We start from the raw sequence: 15,993 nt of genomic DNA on the forward strand, positions 1-15,993 counted from the left end.
GCCATGCACGTCGTCTTCCGCGAAAGCCACGGGTTAGAGGAAACCGAGACCCCGACCGATCTGGGCCAGAGCCCGGCGGATCTGGTGGTGCTGTCCTTCTCGGACAGCGACCTTGGCGCTTTCGCGGCGGGCTGGCATCGCGGTGGCGGCCCCGAGGGGCGGATGCCGACGATGCGGCTGGCGAACCTGACGGCGCTGAAGCATCCTCTGTCGGTTGACACTTACGTGGAGCAAACGCTGGAAGGCGCGAAGGGTATCCTGATCCGCCTGATCGGTGGTGTGCCTTACTGGTCCTATGGCTTGCAACAGGTTCTGGCACTGGCGCAGACCAAAGGCATTGCGCTGGCGGTGCTGCCTGCGGATGGGCGCGAGGATACGCGGCTGGATGACTATTCCACCCTGCCCGTCTCGACCCTGCGGCGGCTGGCGCATCTGTGCGACACCGGCGGAGAGGTGGCGGCGCAGGCCGCCCTGGCGCAGATGGCGCTGGCGGCGGGGCTTTATGCCGGGCCGGTGATGGGGGCCAAGACGCTGCCCGAATGCGGCGCGTGGTGCCCGGACCGCGGCGTGATCCCGGTGGATACGGCATTCACGGGTGACGCGAAACGCATCCTTGTCACCTTCTACCGGGCCTATCTGACCTCAGCCGACACCGCCCCGGTCGCGGCCCTGATCCGCAGCCTCCGCACGCGTGGATTCGAGGCAGTGGGCCTGTTCGCCCCATCGCTGAAAGCCCCCGCAGCGGCGGATTGGCTGCGTGAGCAGGTCGTGGCGCTGGCCCCGTCGGCCATCATCAACGCCACCTCATTCTCGGGCAAAGGCGCGTCGGGCACCTCGCCTCTGGACGCCGCCAACGTGCCGGTATTTCAGGTGGCGCTGGCCACCTCGCGCCGCAAGGCATGGGCCGAGGCGGAACGCGGGCTGTCCCCCGCCGACCTCGCCATGCACGTGGTACTGCCCGAGGTGGACGGGCGGATCTCAGCAGGCATTGCCTCGTTCAAGGAACCGGGCAAGCGCGACCCGCATCTGGAATATTCCCGTTTCGCCCACCGGGCCGAGCCCGAGCGGATCGAAGCGATCATCGACCGTGTATCCGGCTGGCTGGCCCTGCACGACAAACCCAAAGCCGATCAGATTCCTGCTCTGGTTCTGTCCACCTATCCCGGCAAGGACTGGCAGATGGCCCACGCGGTGGGCCTCGACGCGCTGGCCTCGGCTGAGGCTATCTTGGATGACCTACAAACGCAGGGATACAGCACTGAGGATCGCGACCGGCCCGAGGGTGGGCGCAATCGCGCCCGCCCTGGGGGGCGGGTCGGGCGCGATCCGGGGCTGCCGCCCCGGGAAACAGGTGAAGACTTCGTATCCGAACTGCCTGATGCCCGGATTTCATGGCCGCTGACGGATTACCTAACCGCATTGGCCGAATTGCCCGAAACCCTGCGCAGCGATCTGCAAACCGTCTGGGGCAAGCCCGAGGATGACCCGGCCTGTACCGACCAAGCCTTCCATTTCACCGCCCTGCGCCGTGGCAAGGCCCTGATCGCGCTGCAACCGGAACGCGGCACGCCCGAGCTGCGCGATGACGATTACCACGACCTCTCGCGCACCCCGCGCCATGGCTATGTGGCGTTTTACCTGTGGCTGCGCAAAGGGCTGGGTGCGGATGCGCTGATCCATGTCGGCGCGCATGGCACGCTGGAATGGCTGCCCGGCAAATCCGTCGCCCTGTCCTCGGGCTGCTGGCCCGAGGCGCTGATCCGCGATCTGCCGGTGATCTACCCGTTCATTGTCAACGACCCCGGCGAGGCCGCGCAGGCCAAACGCCGGATCGGGGCCGTCACGCTGGGCCATATCCCGCCCGCCATGAAGGAAAGCGGCACGCCGGATCGGATGGTGCGGCTGGAATCGCTGCTGGACGAGTTCTCGAACGCCGACGGGCTGGACCCCAAGCGCCGCGACCGCCTGCAAGAGGATATCCGGGATGAGGCGCAGGCCATCGGGCTGGAAAGCGACCTCGGCCTCGATCAGGCCACCTGCACCGCCGAGGCGATCACCCGCATCGACCGTTTTGTCTGCGACATCAAGGAAAGCCAGTTCGGCGACGGGCTGCATATCTTTGGCCGGGTGCCCGACGTGAGCGGCAATTTCGACCCCGCGCCCTCGGCCCATGCAGAACGCACCGCTTTGCTGGATGCGCTGGCGGGCAAACGGATCGAAGCTGGCCCTTCGGGTTCCCCTTATCGCGGCCGGTCGGATGTGCTGCCTACTGGGCGCAACCTCTACACCACCGATCCACGGTCCGTGCCCACCCGCGCGGCCTATACACAGGGCGTGAAACTGGCCGAGGAACTGGTGCGGCGGCACTTGCAGGAAGAGGGCGATTACCCCAAGGGGCTGATCGTCGATCTCTGGGGTTCGGCCACCATGCGCACCGCCGGGGAAGAGTTCGCCATGGCGCTGCACCTGCTGGGCGTCAAGCCGGTCTGGGACAAGGGGTCCGAGCGCGTGTCGGGCATCGAAGTTCTGCCGATCACCGACCTCAGCCGTCCGCGTCTGGACGTGACCCTGCGCGTCTCAGGCCTGTTTCGCGATGTGTTCCCGACGCTTTCGGCGCTTTATGGTCAAGCGGTGCGGGCACTGGCCGACCGGGATGAGGCACCGGACTGGAACCCCTATGCCGGGCAGGCCCCGGCTGCGCGGGTGTTTGGCCCCGCGCCGGGCAGCTATGGCGTGAACATGACGCAATTGTCTGAAATTTACACGGATGAGGCCCGCGCGCAGGCGGGTGAAGCATGGCTGCAGGCCAGTTCCTATGCGCTGGAAGGTGAGCATATCGCGCAGGATATCGACGGCATCACTCGGCAGGTCGCCAATGCTGACAGCTTTGTCCACCTGCAAGACCTGACCGAGACCGACCTGCTGCTGGCCAACGATTACGCCACGCACGAGGCCGGATTTGCGGCGGCCAAAAAGGTGACGGGCGGCGAGGCGCAGCTGTACCATCTGGACAATACCAACCCTGAAAATCCTCGCGCGCGCACCCTGCCCGAAGAGATAAGCCGCGTTGTCCATGCCCGCGCCGCCAACCCTGCTTGGATCGCCGGAATGCAGCGGCACGGGTTCCGGGGCGCTGCCGAGATCGCGGCGACATTGGATCACATGGCGTCCTTCGCGCATCTGTCGGGCACGGTCGCGCCGCATCTGTTCGATCTGTATCACGACGCGACGCTGGGAGACGCCGAGGTCGATGCCTTTCTGGCCGAGGCCAACCCGCAGGCGCATCAGGCCATGCAGGACCGGTTCCGCGCCCTTTTGGAGGCGGGGCTTTGGAACACCCGCCGGAACTCGATCCGCGCGGATTTGGAGGGACTGGGATGAGCGCCCCAATCGTTCAAGGTTGGTGCCCGGGCGCGCACCGCCCGATGATGTCGGGCGACGGTCTGGTGGTGCGGGTACGGCCCCGGCTGGCGCGTCTGACGGTCGATCAGGCGCTGGGTCTGTGCGACCTTGCAGATCGGTTTGGAAATGGCACCATCGACCTGACCAACCGCGCCAATCTGCAACTGCGGGGGGTCGAGGACTATGACCACCAGCCGCTGCTCAAGGAACTGGCGGCGCTGGACCTGCTGGATGCCGAACCGGGCATCGAGGTGCGGCGCAATATTCTGGTCACACCGCTGTATCAGGCGGGTGATCTGACCGCGCAGCTGACGCAGGAATTGATTGACCGGCTGGCAGAACTGCCTGCCCTGCCCGCAAAGTTCGGTTTTGCCATCGACACCGGACCCGCGCGACTGCTGAGCGCGGATTCGGCGGATATTCGTCTGGAAACCGGCGTTGACGGTTTGATCCTGCGCGCCGACGGCTGCGAGACCGGGCGACCTGTGGCCGAGGCCGATGCCATTGACCATGTCATCGCTTTGGCACGGTGGTTTGCAGAAACATATACGCCCGAGACGCGCCGCATGGCACGGGTCATCGACGCGCTGCCGCAGGAATGGCAGGGACACGCACCCGGCCCGGTCGGTGAAAAACTGCACCCCGGCCCCTGTGAACTGGGTGCGCTGTATGGCGCAGCTTTTGGGTCGCTGCCGGCCCGCAAGCTTTATGATCTGATTGACGATAGCGGCGCAACAGCCCTGCGTGTCACCCCGTGGCGGCTGATCCTGCTGGAAGGCGGGGCGGCGATACCTGCCCCGGACTTTGTAACAAATGGCACCGACCCGCTGATGACCACCGACGCCTGCCCCGGCGCGCCATTTTGCCCGCAAGCGCAAGTGGAAACCCGCGATATCGCCCGCGCCCTGGCTGCGCGCGTTCCCGGCAGCCTACATGTCTCGGGCTGCGCCAAGGGATGCGCCCGCATGGCCCCTGCCGACGTCACTTTGGTCGGCCAGAACGGACGATTTGATCTTGTCAAACGGGGCCGCGCAGGGGATGAGCCCTGTCAGCGCGGGCTCAGCCCCGAAACACTTTTGACCATGGACCTGACCTGATGCCCTATGAATACGAAACCGACGGCGCGGCGATCTACAAGGAGAGCTTTGCCACCATCCGGTCCGAGGCCGATCTGGCCCGTTTTGATACCGACGAGGAGCAGGTCGCCGTCCGCATGATCCACGCCGCAGGTATGGTTGGGCTGGAAGAGTTCGTGCATTTCTCGCCCGGTTTCGTGACCGCCGCCCGCACCGCGCTGGAAAATGGTGCGCCGATCCTGTGCGACGCGCGGATGGTCAGCGAAGGTGTGACCCGCTTCCGCCTGCCCTCCGACAATGAGGTGATCTGCACCCTGCATGACGACCGCGTGCGCCCGCTGGCGGCTGAGATGAGCAACACCCGCTCCGCCGCTGCGCTGGAGCTGTGGCGGCCGCATCTGGAGGGCGCTCTGGTCGCCATCGGAAACGCGCCGACCGCCCTGTTCCACCTGCTGAACATGCTGGAAGACCCCGACTGCCCGCGCCCCGCCGCCATCATCGGCTGCCCGGTGGGTTTCGTCGGCGCGATGGAATCCAAGGACGCCTTGTGGGAGGCGCAGCCGGTGCCGTCCTGCATCGTCAAGGGCCGTCTGGGCGGCAGCGCGATCACCGTGGCCGCAATCAACGCCATCGCGAGCCGCGCCGAATGAGCACGGGCAAGATATACGGCGTGGGCCTCGGCCCCGGCGACCCGGATCTGATGAGCGTCCGGGCCGACCGGCTGCTGCGCAATGCCCGCCACGTGGCGTTTTTCCGCAAGCCAGGCCGCAGCGGTCAGGCGCGCAAGATCGTCAACGGCATGATCCCCGGAGACGCGGTGGAATTCCCGATGGAATACCCTGTTACCACGGAAATTCCCGTGACAGACCCGCGCTATAACGAATTGCTCGCCGCTTTCTACGAAGATTGCGCACGGCATCTGAAAACGCTGGCCGACAAAGGCGAGGACGTTGTTGTTCTGTGTGAGGGTGATCCGTTCTTCTACGGGTCATTCATGCATCTTTACAGCCGCTTACGCGATGAAGCTGATGTAGATGTGGTGCCTGCAATCACTGGCATGTCCGGCGCGTGGACGGCAACGGGCGACCCGATCACATGGGGCGATGATGTGCTGACCGTGCTGGTCGGAACCTTGCCCGAAGATGATCTGGCGCGACGTATGGCGCAAACCGATGCGTTGGTTGTGATGAAGATCGGGCGCAATATCGACAAGGTCAAACGGGCGTTGAAGACAGCGGGTCTTTTTGACCGGGCCTGGATCGTCGAGTTTGCGCAGATGCCCAATCAACGGGTGCGGAAGCTGTCCGAGGACGGGGACGGCATTACCCCTTATTTCTCGATTATCATCGTGCATGGCCAAGGACGGCGACCATGAGCGGATGGGTCAAGATCGCCGGGCTGGGCCCTGGTGATGAACAACTGGTGACGCCCGAAGTATCCACAGCGCTGGCCAAGGCCACTGATGTTGTCGGCTACATTCCCTATGTCGCCCGCGTTGCCGACCGTGAGGGCTTGACCCTGCATGCCAGCGACAACCGTGTCGAAATCGACCGGTCCCAACATGCGTTGCAAATGGCGGCAGAAGGGAAGCGCGTGGTCGTGGTTTCGTCGGGTGATCCGGGCGTGTTTGCCATGGCGGCGGCAGTGTTCGAGGCGATGGAAAACGGGCCGCGTGAATGGCGTGATATTCCGGTAGACGTACTGCCCGGCATCACCGCGATGCTGGCCGCCTCGGCCCGTGCGGGTGCGCCTTTGGGCCATGACTTTTGCGCCATTAACCTGAGCGACAACCTCAAGCCATGGTCCCTGATCGAAAAGCGCCTGCGCCTTGCGGCACAGGGCGATTTCGCCATGGCGTTCTATAATCCGCGCTCAAAGTCCCGCCCGGAAGGTTTTGTAAAAACGCTGGAAATCCTGCGGGAAGAATGTGAGCCAGAACGGTTGATCCTGTTCGCACGGGCCGTGACCCGGGCAGATGAAGCAATCCGAATCTCAACGCTGGCCGAGGCGACACCGGATATGGCCGACATGCAGACGGTTGTGATTGTCGGATCCTCTCTGACGCGCGTGATCGAACGCGACGGCGCGCCGATTGTCTACACGCCAAGGTTCACTCTGGCCGAGGGTCAGGGATGAGCCAGCCAGTCCAGAACTTGCACGACCGAGGACAGTTCCTGCCGGGGCGGCAGGCTGGGCCGGTCGATCATCAGGACTGGCACGCCCAGCGCCCGCGCGGCGTCCAGCTTGGCGCGCGCGCCGGTGCCGCCTGCGTTTTTCGAAATCACCAGTTCGGTGGCGTGGCGTTTCATCAGCGCAAGGTCGCCCTCAACCGTGAACGGCCCGCGCGAGACAACAATATCGGCGTTAGGCAGCGGCACATTGTCAGGTTCGTCAACCAGCCGCAGCAAATAGTCATGGTGGGGTTGGGCAGCGAAATCCTGCAGGTGCATCCGGCCCACAGCCAGAAAGACGCGCCGAGCGGGGCCTTCAAGCGCAGCAACAGCCGCCGGAATGTCCGGAACATGCTGCCAGCGGTCTTCGTGCTGCGGAACCCAGGCCGGTCGGGTCAACGAAACCAGCGGAACACCTGCGGCTTCGCAGGCGGCGATGGCATTCCGGCTCATCTGCGCGGCAAAGGGATGCGTTGCGTCCACGACATGCGTGATCGCGTTGTCGCAGATATAGCTGTGCAGTCCGTCGGCCCCTCCGAACCCGCCGACGCGCACCGGCAAAGGTTGCGGGCGAGGATTGTCCACACGCCCGGCGTAAGAGTAGATTGCGCTCACCCCCCTTTCGGCAAGGCTGCGGGCCAGCGCATTGGCTTCGGTCGTGCCGCCAAGAAGCAGGAGGTTGGGCATGAATAAGGCTCCGTGGCTGACCATTCTGGGGCTGGGCGAAGATGGACTGGATGGCCTGCCGCCCGCAAGTCGTCAAGTGCTGGATCGGGCCGAGGTCGTCATGGGCCCGCCCCGTCATCTGTCGCTGATCCCCGAAACACAGGCTGGACGGATCGAATGGCCCGTGCCGTTTGCCGATGGCATCCCGATACTGACGGGACTGCGCGGGCAGCCAACGGTTGTGCTGGCGTCGGGCGATCCGTTCTGGTTCGGTGCGGGCTCGGTCATTGCCAGAACCTTTGACGCGGGCGAATGGACTGCCCTGCCGGGTCAATCCACCTTTTCGCTGGCCGCCGCCCGGCTGGGCTGGCCGCTGGAAAGCACGCTGACCTTTGGGCTGCACGCCGCGCCGCTGACACGGCTGAGACCGCATCTGGCGGCGGGGTTGCGTGCCATTTTGCTGCTGCGCGATGGCAAGGCGGTGGCTGAATTGGCCACCTATCTGACCGAAACAGGTTTCGCCGACAGCGCGCTGCATGTGATGCAATCCCTGGGCGGGCCACGCGAAAACACGCAAACCGTTACGCTGACCGAAGCCTTGCTGGGCACGTTCGATCACCCGGTCTGTGTCGGGCTTGAGGTCACCGGCCCCGGACTGGCGTTCCCCAAAGCATCCGGCAAGCCGGACGACATCTTTGAAACGGATGGTCAGATCACCAAAAGACCCATCCGCGCGCTGACCCTGTCCGCGATGGCACCGCAACGGGGCGAGCATCTGTGGGACATCGGCGGCGGAACCGGTTCGATCAGCATCGAATGGTTGATGTGCGACCCGACCCTGACCGCAACCTCGATCGAGCCGCTGGCCGAGCGTGCAGACCGCATTAGGCGCAACGCGGACACTTTGGGGCAGGATCGGCTGGAGGTCGTCCATGGCACCGCGCCCGACGCTCTGCCCGGCTTGGCCATGCCTGATGTGGTTTTTATTGGCGGCGGGCTGTCCGAGGCCTTGCTGGTCTGGCTGCGCGACAACCTGAAACCGGGCACGCGGCTGGTCGCCAATGCCGTGACGCTGGAAAGCGAGGCTTTGCTTGCCCAATGGCACGAGGCCCTTGGCGGCGACTTGCTGCGGATTGAATTGGCGCAGGCGGGCGCTCTGGGCCCTCGGCGCGGATGGAAATCCGCCTACCCTGTGGTGCAGTGGAGCGTGACCCTATGATCGTCGCCGGTCTTGGTTTTTCCAGCTCCGCCACGGTGGACAGCCTGAAAGCGGCCTACGATCAGGCGTCCTCGGGCCATGCCGTGGATGCGCTGGCGACGGTTGCGGACAAGGACGGCCACGCCGCGTTGGACGCCTTTGCGGCAATCGTTGACCTGCCCTTGCACCTTGTTGCACCCGCTGACCTGGTCGGACAGCGCACCCTGACATGCTCAGCCCGCAGCCGCGCCAGCTATGGCACCGGCAGCGTGGCCGAAGCATCCGCTTTGGCTGCCGCCGGGTTCGGCGCGCGGCTGCTTACACCCAGACACATCTCAGACGACCGGCTGGCCACCTGCGCCATTGCCATCGGAGGACAGACATGACCGTTCATTTCATTGGTGCCGGACCGGGTGCCGCCGACCTGCTGACCCTGCGCGGGCGCGATATCATCGCCTCTTGCCCGGTGTGCCTTTATGCTGGCTCGCTGGTGCCGGAGGAGATCCTGAGCCATTGCCCCGAAGGCGCGAAGATCGTGAATACCGCGCCGATGGATCTGGACCAGATCATGACCGAGATTGAAGCGGCCCATAAAGCGGGGCAAGACGTGGCCCGGCTGCATTCAGGCGATCTGTCGGTCTGGTCCGCGATGGGGGAACAGATCCGTCGGTTGAAAGAGATGGGCATTCCGGTCAGCGTCACGCCCGGCGTGCCGTCTTTTGCCGCGGCGGCGGCGGCTCTGGGCACTGAACTGACCCTGCCCGGCCTCGCGCAATCGGTGATTCTGACCCGGACGCCCGGCCGTGCATCTTCGATGCCCGAAGGTGAGACGTTGGAGAACTTCGCCCGCACAGGGGCCACGCTGGCCGTTCACCTGTCGATTGGCAATCTGGACAAGGTTATCGCTGACGTGACCCCGGCCTACGGCGCGGATTGCCCGGTGGCCGTTGTTTACCGCGCCAGTTGGCCGGATGAGCGGATCATCCGCGCGACCTTGGAAACGTTGAAAGATGCACTGGACGAGGGCATCTCGCGCACTGCACTGATCATGGTCGGACCAGCGCTGGCGGGCGAAGGGTTCGACGAAAGCTGCCTGTATTCCAAGACCTATGACCGCCGGTATCGCCCGCAAGGCGCGGACAGCCCGTGGTCAAGCTGGAGCCATGGTGATGACTAATCCTCCGGGCATTCTGATCTCGGCCCCGTCTTCCGGCACCGGTAAGACCACCGTTATGTTGGGTCTTCTGCGTGCGTTGGCCGAGGACGGCCTGACCGTTCAACCGTTCAAAAGTGGCCCCGACTATATCGACCCGGCCTTTCACCGGGCGGCGGCGGGGCGGGCCTCGTTCAACCTCGACAGTTGGGCGATGGGCGATCCGCTGTTGAACGCGATCTCTGCGCAGGCGGACGGGGCGGATATTGTGGTCGCCGAAGGCTCGATGGGGTTGTTTGATGGCGTCGCGAAGCCCGGAGAGCTGGGGCATGGGTCCAGCGCCGAGACAGCGCAGCGGATGGGCTGGCCGGTGGTGCTGGTGCTGGATGTGGGCGGACAGGCGCAATCGGCGGCGGCGACGGCGCTGGGGTTCAAGATGTACACCCCCGACTTGCCCTTTGCCGGCGTGATCCTGAACCGCTGTGCCAGCCCGCGCCACGAGCGTCTGACCCGCTTGGGCATGGAACGCGCGGGGCTGCCGGTTCTGGGCGTGCTACCAAGACGCGGTGATCTGACCCTGCCCGAACGGCATCTGGGCCTGATCCAGGCCGTCGAACATCCCGATCTGGAAAGCGCCATCGCCGGATATGCGGCCTTCCTGCGTGAGCATGTAGATCTGGAAGCGATCAAGCGGGCGGCCTCCTCAGGCCCAGCTGGGCCATCGTCAGCCGCGCTGCCGCGCCCCCCGGCCCAGCGGATTGCATTAGCACAGGATGCGGCATTTTCCTTTACCTACCCACATTTGCTGGAGGGCTGGCGCAGGGCCGGGGCCGAGGTGCTGCCCTTCTCGCCTTTGGCGGATGAGGCCCCGGCGGCGGATGCCGATCTGGTCTGGTTGCCGGGTGGATACCCCGAATTGCACGCAGGAACGCTTGCTGCTGCTGATACCTTCCTGACCGGACTGCGGCGCCACGCGGAAACCAAACCGGTTCACGGCGAATGCGGCGGGTACATGGCGTTGGGCGAAGGGTTGATCGACAAGGACGGTACGCGGCACAGGATGGCCGGGCTGCTTGGGTTGGTCACATCTTACGAAAAGCGCAAATTCAATCTGGGCTATCGCCGGGCTGAACTTCTGGCCCCGATGCCGGGACTTGCGGCAGGGACAGCCCTGCGGGGGCATGAGTTCCACTATTCCTCGATTGTCGAACAGCCCGATGCCCCCTTGGCGCGGGTGTTTGATGCCGAGGGAACCGAAGGCCCCCAAACCGGATCGGTGCGCGGCAACGTCACCGGCACGTTCTTTCACCTGATTGCCGAGGCCTCGGCATGAGCGGTTTTGTCTCTTTCGTAGGCTCAGGCCCCGGCGACCCGGAGCTGTTGACGCTCAAGGCCGTGGACCGGATGCAAAAGGCCGACGCGGTGCTGTTCGATGACCTGAGCAGTGGGCCGATTTTGACGCATGCGCGCGAGGATGCGGATCTGGTCGGCGTCGGCAAACGCGCCGGACGCCCCTCGCCCAAGCAGGATCATGTGAGCCGCTTGCTGGTCGAATATGCGCAGACCGGTCAGCGCGTGGTGCGGTTGAAATCCGGCGATGGCGGGCTGTTCGGGCGGCTGGAGGAGGAACTGGTGGCATTGCGCGAGGCCGGGATCGAGTACGAGGTCATTCCGGGCATCCCCTCGGCTGTCGCGGCAGCCGCCGCTGCTGGTATCCCGCTGACACGTCGCTTGACGGCGCGGCGGGTGCAATTTGTCACCGGCCATGATGTCAGCGGGCAGTTACCGGACGATCTGAACCTGCCCGCTTTGGCCGATGGAATGGCCACGACGGTTGTGTTCATGGGCAAGCGCACCTTTCCCCTGCTGGTCGAGGCGCTGCATGCACATGGCCTGCCGTTGGACACGCCCGCGCTGATGGCGGAATCCGTGTCGACCCCAGAACAGGTGCTGCATCGATCCACCATCGGGGCGCTTGCGGACACGCTGAAATCCGAAATCGGCACGGCCCCTGCCCTGATCCTTTATGGTCCATTGGCGGAGTTGGATGATGTATGATCTGACCCTGATCGGGATCGGCACCGGCAACCCCGATCATGTGACCCGGCAAGGCATTGAGGCAATCCGCGAGGCCGATCTGATCCTGATCCCGCGCAAGGGTGAGAACAAGGCCGATCTGGCCGGGTTGCGCGAAGAGATCATCGCCACGGTCACTGACACCTCGCCGCAGATCGCCTATTTCGACATTCCCAAACGGCGGTCCGAGGACGGTTATCTGCAAGGCGTGGATGAGTGGCACGACGCCATCGCCCTGCGCTGGCAAAAGGTGATCTCGGCCCATTCGACGGCCAGCAAGGTTGCCCTGCTGATCTGGGGCGACCCGTCGCTTTATGACAGTTCTTTGCGCATCGCGGCCCGGCTGAATCCGCAGCCGAACAAGCGGGTGATCCCCGGCATCACCGCGTTGCAAGCGCTGACGGCGGCCCATGCGATCCCGATCAACGAGATCGGCGCGCCTTATGTCGTCACGACAGGGCGGCGCTTGCGGGACGAGGGCTGGCCCCTTGGCGCGTCGAATGTCGCCGTCATGCTGGATGGAGAGTGTTCGTTCCAGTCACTGGACATGGCCGAGTATGACATCTGGTGGGGCGCCTATGTCGGAATGAAGGAAGAGATCCTGATCCACGGACCGCTGGCCGACGTTGCAGAAGAGATTCTGGCCAATCGCGCCAGACATCGGGCCGCACATGGATGGATCATGGATATCTATCTGTTGAAGCGACGCGCTGACTAACAGGTAACGGCACAAGAATGTGAGTGCGCCGACACGCGAATTCTGGCATCAAGCAGGCAGCCAAGTTGACGGAGGGCCTGCGATGAAACCTGTCGTTGCGTTTGCGTGTTTGCTGGCTCTGCCCGCCTTTGCGGATGAGCCTTTGCCCGGATGGGCCGTGTTTGACAGCAAAAAATCCTATGAGGCGTTGGTCGCTGACACGAAAGCGGCAGTGAAAGCCAATGGGCTGATCGTGGTCACGCAGGCCGGTCCGACCAAGGCCGCTGCGGCGCGTGGGATTACCATCCCCGGCAACCGCGTGATCGGCGTGTTCAACAACGATTTTGCCGTGCGCGTTCTGGAAACCTCGACCGCTGCGATGATCGAAGCGCCGATCCGGTTTTACGTCACCGAAAATGACGATGGCACGGCGACCTTGTCTTACAAAACACCCAGCTTTGTCTTCCAGCCTTACGCTGACGAAGGCGGCGCGGCGCTGTCTGCGATTGCCGAAGAATTGGACGCAAAGTTTCAATCCATCGCGGATTCCGCAGTCAAATAGTCACACTGGCGTGATCCGGCTTGCCTCTGTTAGGGATGTCAGACATTTGCTTCCCATTGGCTAATTCGGAGCATGACTGATGCAGGACCTGTCCCCCCGCGCTGCGGACCTTCTGGCCCAACGGCTGTACGAGGCGGGTTGCCGCCACGCATTCGGGATGCCGGGCGGCGAGGTTCTGACGCTGGTTGATGCGCTGGAAAAGGCGGGCATCACCTTCCATCTGACCAAGCACGAAAACGCCGCGGGCTTCATGGCCGAGGCCATGCATCACCGCGACGGCGCGCCCGCCATTCTGGTTGCGACCATCGGGCCGGGTGCGATGAACGGGATCAACGTGGTGGCCAATGCGTTTCAGGACCGGGTGCCGATGATCGTGCTGACCGGCTGTGTGGATGCAGACGAGGCGCTGACCTATACCCATCAGGTCATGGACCATTCACAGGTCTACCGCTCGATCACCAAGGCCACCTATGTGATGACCGCCGAAGGCGCGGATATCATTGCGGATAAGGCAGTCTCTCTGGCCAATCAGCCCCGCCCCGGCCCGGTCCATATCGACGTGCCAATCTCGGTTGCGGATGCGCGTATGTCTTCGCCCAAACGCCGCCGCCTGGCCAAGGTGGCGGCTGTAGCCCCGGAAGGCGACTGCCTGTCCAAGGCCCGCCGCTGGGTGGCCGAGGCCGAACGTCCCGTCGCGATCATCGGGCTGGATGTGCTGTATGACGACTCGCGCAGTGTGGTTCAGGCGTTTCTAGAACATTTCAGCATTCCTTTTGTCACCACTTACAAGGCAAAGGGCGTGATCCCCGAGGATCACCCTTTGTGTCTGGGCGGCGCGGGGCTGTCGCCTCTGGCCGACAAACATCTGGTGCCGCTGATCGAACAGTCCGATCTGGTTCTGTGCCTTGGCTATGACCCCATCGAAATGCGCCCCGGCTGGCGCGAGATCTGGGATCCGGACGAAAAGCGCGTCATCGACATCTCGGCCGTGGTGAACGATCACTACATGCATCAGGCCGGCCTGAATCTGGTGGCCGATACCGGCCAGACGCTGGAGGCGATTGCCAAAGGCAACCCGGCCCGCGCCACGTGGCCCGGTGGAGAGCCCGCTCAGGTCAAGGCCGCGCTGGCGCAAGCCTTCCCGCAGGACGACGAATGGGGCCCTGCGGGTGTGATCGCCGAAACCCGCGCCGTGCTGCCCGAAAACACGCTGGCTTCGGCCGATAGCGGCGCACACCGTATCCTGCTGAGCCAGATGTGGGAGTGCCAAGAGCCGCGCGGGCTGATCCAGTCTTCTGCTTTGTGCACAATGGGTTGCGCCCTTCCGATGGCGATGGGCCTGAGCTTGGCCGAACCTGACCGCCCGGTGATCAGCTTTTCGGGCGATGCCGGATTCCTGATGATCGCCGGAGAGCTTTCGACCGCCGCCGAGATGGGGGGCAACCCGATCTTTCTGGTCTTTGTCGATGCCTCGCTGGCCCTGATCGAGTTGAAACAGCGCCAGCGCCAGATGGGCAACCGGGGCGTTGATTTCGACCGCCACGACTTTGCCGCGATGGGCCGCGCCTTTGGCGGCTATGGACATACCGTGCGCAACCGCGCAGAACTGCGCGCAGCATTGAACGAGGCGATGAAGGCCGACCGCTTTACTGTGATCGCCGCCGAGATTGATCGTGGAGGGTATGATGGCCGCATCTGAAGGACCGCTGAAGGGCGTCAAGGTTCTGGACCTGTCGCGCATTCTGGCCGGACCGACCTGCACGCAATTGCTGGGCGATCTGGGTGCAACCGTCATCAAGATCGAAAACCCCGCGACCGGCGGGGACGATACGCGGCAATGGGGCCCTCCGTATGTTGCGGATGGGGATGGCAACCGCTCGGACCTGAGCGCCTATTTCATGTCGGCCAACCGCAACAAGAAATCCGTTGCCATCGACATCGCAACGCCCGAGGGACAGGCTGAAATCAAACGCCTTGCCTCGCATGCCGATATTCTGATCGAGAACTTCAAGCCCGGCGGGCTGGCGAAATACGGGCTGGATTACAACAGCTTGTCTCAGGATCTTCCGGGACTCGTCTATTGCTCAATCTCCGGATACGGGCAGACCGGACCCAATTCCAGCAAGCCCGGTTATGACCTGATGGCGCAAGGCTATGGTGGGATCATGTCGCTGACCGGCGATACCGATGGCGCGCCGATGAAAGTGGGTGTTGGCATCGCCGATGTCATGTGCGGCATGTATGCGACTGTCGGCATTCTGGCGGCGCTGCGTCACCGCGATCTGACCGGCGAAGGCCAGCAGATCGATCTGGCGCTGGTGGATTCGCAGGTGGCCTGGTTGATCAATGAAGGCGTGAACTATCTGACCTCGGGCGATGTGCCCCAGCGGCGCGGTAACGGGCATCCCAATATCGTGCCCTACGAGGTTTATGAAACCTCCGATGGCCACGTGATTCTGGCAGTTGGCAATGACAGCCAGTTCCGCCGCTTCTGCGATTTCATCGGGCATCCCGAACTGGCCGACGATCCGCGTTTTGCAACCAACCCCGCGCGGCTTGAACATCGCGATGCCCTGAACGCGGTGCTGCGTCCGGCAATGAAATCCCAGGCAACGGCCACGGTGATTTCCGAGCTTGAAACCCGCAAAGTGCCGGTTGGCCCGGTGCGGACGTTGGATCAGGTTTTTGCCTCGGATCAGGTGGCGGCCCGTGGCATGCAGATCGCCATGCAGGCCGATCCTGCCGAGGTGAAACTGATCGGGAATCCCCTGAACCTGTCACGCACGCCTGTAACATATCGGCATGCCCCGCCGGCGTTCGGTGCGGATACTGATGCAGTTTTAGGCGCTGAAAACCCCTTCGAAGACTGAAACACTTGCCCATTTCGGCGGCAAGTTGCTGAAACATGCCCTTGAATCGGCGGTTTTTTTCAATTTTTGCGCACACGGCTTTTCACCAATTCGAGAGCAGGGTCGATACTGTTACGACGCGC

15 protein-coding genes are annotated in these 15,993 nt (G+C 63.8%); 14 read left to right on the forward strand and 1 reads right to left on the reverse strand.

Going from position 1 to position 15,993, the window contains the following annotated elements; all coding sequences use genetic code 11:
• Positions 1–3 precede the first annotated feature (3 nt).
• The 5 genes from cobN to cobJ are packed head-to-tail and all read left to right on the forward strand — an operon-like array spanning position 4 to position 6,614.
• On the forward strand, positions 4–3,381 hold the full coding sequence (gene cobN, locus ACR0LW_RS04620; RefSeq protein WP_480881711.1) for a cobaltochelatase subunit CobN: 3,378 nt from the start codon (positions 4–6) through the stop codon (positions 3,379–3,381).
• Positions 3,378–4,499: a cobalamin biosynthesis protein CobG gene (locus tag ACR0LW_RS04625; RefSeq protein WP_480881712.1), complete on the forward strand. Its 1,122-nt coding sequence runs from the start codon at positions 3,378–3,380 to the stop codon at positions 4,497–4,499. Before cobN ends, ACR0LW_RS04625 begins: the two co-directional genes overlap by 4 nt.
• Positions 4,499–5,128, forward strand: coding sequence for a precorrin-8X methylmutase (locus ACR0LW_RS04630; protein ID WP_480580533.1), 630 nt, complete (start codon positions 4,499–4,501; stop codon positions 5,126–5,128). Before ACR0LW_RS04625 ends, ACR0LW_RS04630 begins: the two co-directional genes overlap by 1 nt.
• On the forward strand, positions 5,125–5,853 hold the full coding sequence (locus ACR0LW_RS04635; protein WP_480881713.1) for a precorrin-2 C(20)-methyltransferase: 729 nt from the start codon (positions 5,125–5,127) through the stop codon (positions 5,851–5,853). Before ACR0LW_RS04630 ends, ACR0LW_RS04635 begins: the two co-directional genes overlap by 4 nt.
• On the forward strand, positions 5,850–6,614 hold the full coding sequence (cobJ, locus tag ACR0LW_RS04640; RefSeq protein WP_480580531.1) for a precorrin-3B C(17)-methyltransferase: 765 nt from the start codon (positions 5,850–5,852) through the stop codon (positions 6,612–6,614). The genes ACR0LW_RS04635 and cobJ overlap by 4 nt, the downstream gene beginning before the upstream one ends.
• On the opposite strand, the gene ACR0LW_RS04645 is transcribed toward cobJ, so the two are convergent.
• On the reverse strand, positions 6,605–7,336 hold the full coding sequence (locus tag ACR0LW_RS04645; protein WP_480580529.1) for a cobalt-precorrin-6A reductase: 732 nt from the start codon (positions 7,334–7,336) through the stop codon (positions 6,605–6,607). The two genes, cobJ and ACR0LW_RS04645, sit on opposite strands and share 10 nt — an antisense overlap.
• Here ACR0LW_RS04645 and cbiE point away from each other — a divergent pair.
• The 9 genes from cbiE to ACR0LW_RS04690 all read left to right on the forward strand — a co-directional run bounded on the left by cbiE (position 7,335) and on the right by ACR0LW_RS04690 (position 15,871).
• Positions 7,335–8,534 carry a precorrin-6y C5,15-methyltransferase (decarboxylating) subunit CbiE gene (gene cbiE / locus ACR0LW_RS04650; RefSeq protein ID WP_480580527.1) on the forward strand — a complete coding sequence of 400 codons (1,200 nt, stop codon included), beginning with the start codon at positions 7,335–7,337 and terminating at the stop codon, positions 8,532–8,534. The genes ACR0LW_RS04645 and cbiE overlap by 2 nt on opposite strands.
• A complete protein-coding gene (locus ACR0LW_RS04655; protein WP_480580525.1) occupies positions 8,531–8,899 on the forward strand; it encodes a cobalamin biosynthesis protein in 369 nt (122 codons plus the stop codon). The genes cbiE and ACR0LW_RS04655 overlap by 4 nt, the downstream gene beginning before the upstream one ends.
• Positions 8,896–9,690, forward strand: coding sequence for a precorrin-4 C(11)-methyltransferase (gene cobM, locus ACR0LW_RS04660; protein ID WP_480881714.1), 795 nt, complete (start codon positions 8,896–8,898; stop codon positions 9,688–9,690). Before ACR0LW_RS04655 ends, cobM begins: the two co-directional genes overlap by 4 nt.
• Positions 9,677–10,999, forward strand: a complete 1,323-nt coding sequence (locus tag ACR0LW_RS04665) for a cobyrinic acid a,c-diamide synthase CobB (RefSeq protein WP_480881757.1) — start codon at positions 9,677–9,679, stop codon at positions 10,997–10,999. Before cobM ends, ACR0LW_RS04665 begins: the two co-directional genes overlap by 14 nt.
• Positions 10,996–11,724 (forward strand): uroporphyrinogen-III C-methyltransferase, encoded by a 729-nt coding sequence (cobA, locus tag ACR0LW_RS04670; protein ID WP_480881715.1) that lies wholly within the window; start codon positions 10,996–10,998, stop codon positions 11,722–11,724. The genes ACR0LW_RS04665 and cobA overlap by 4 nt, the downstream gene beginning before the upstream one ends.
• Entirely contained in the window at positions 11,717–12,460 is a 744-nt protein-coding gene (gene cobF, locus ACR0LW_RS04675) for a precorrin-6A synthase (deacetylating) (RefSeq protein ID WP_480881716.1), read from the forward strand. The genes cobA and cobF overlap by 8 nt, the downstream gene beginning before the upstream one ends.
• Positions 12,461–12,542: 82 nt before the next feature.
• Entirely contained in the window at positions 12,543–13,001 is a 459-nt protein-coding gene (locus ACR0LW_RS04680) for a DUF302 domain-containing protein (protein ID WP_170449407.1), read from the forward strand.
• A gap of 79 nt (positions 13,002–13,080) precedes the next feature.
• Positions 13,081–14,700, forward strand: coding sequence for a thiamine pyrophosphate-binding protein (locus ACR0LW_RS04685; protein WP_480881717.1), 1,620 nt, complete (start codon positions 13,081–13,083; stop codon positions 14,698–14,700).
• Positions 14,687–15,871, forward strand: coding sequence for a CaiB/BaiF CoA transferase family protein (locus ACR0LW_RS04690; RefSeq protein WP_480881718.1), 1,185 nt, complete (start codon positions 14,687–14,689; stop codon positions 15,869–15,871). Before ACR0LW_RS04685 ends, ACR0LW_RS04690 begins: the two co-directional genes overlap by 14 nt.
• Positions 15,872–15,993: the final 122 nt, after the last annotated feature.

It is taken from the genome of Ruegeria sp. N4 (assembly GCF_056531425.1).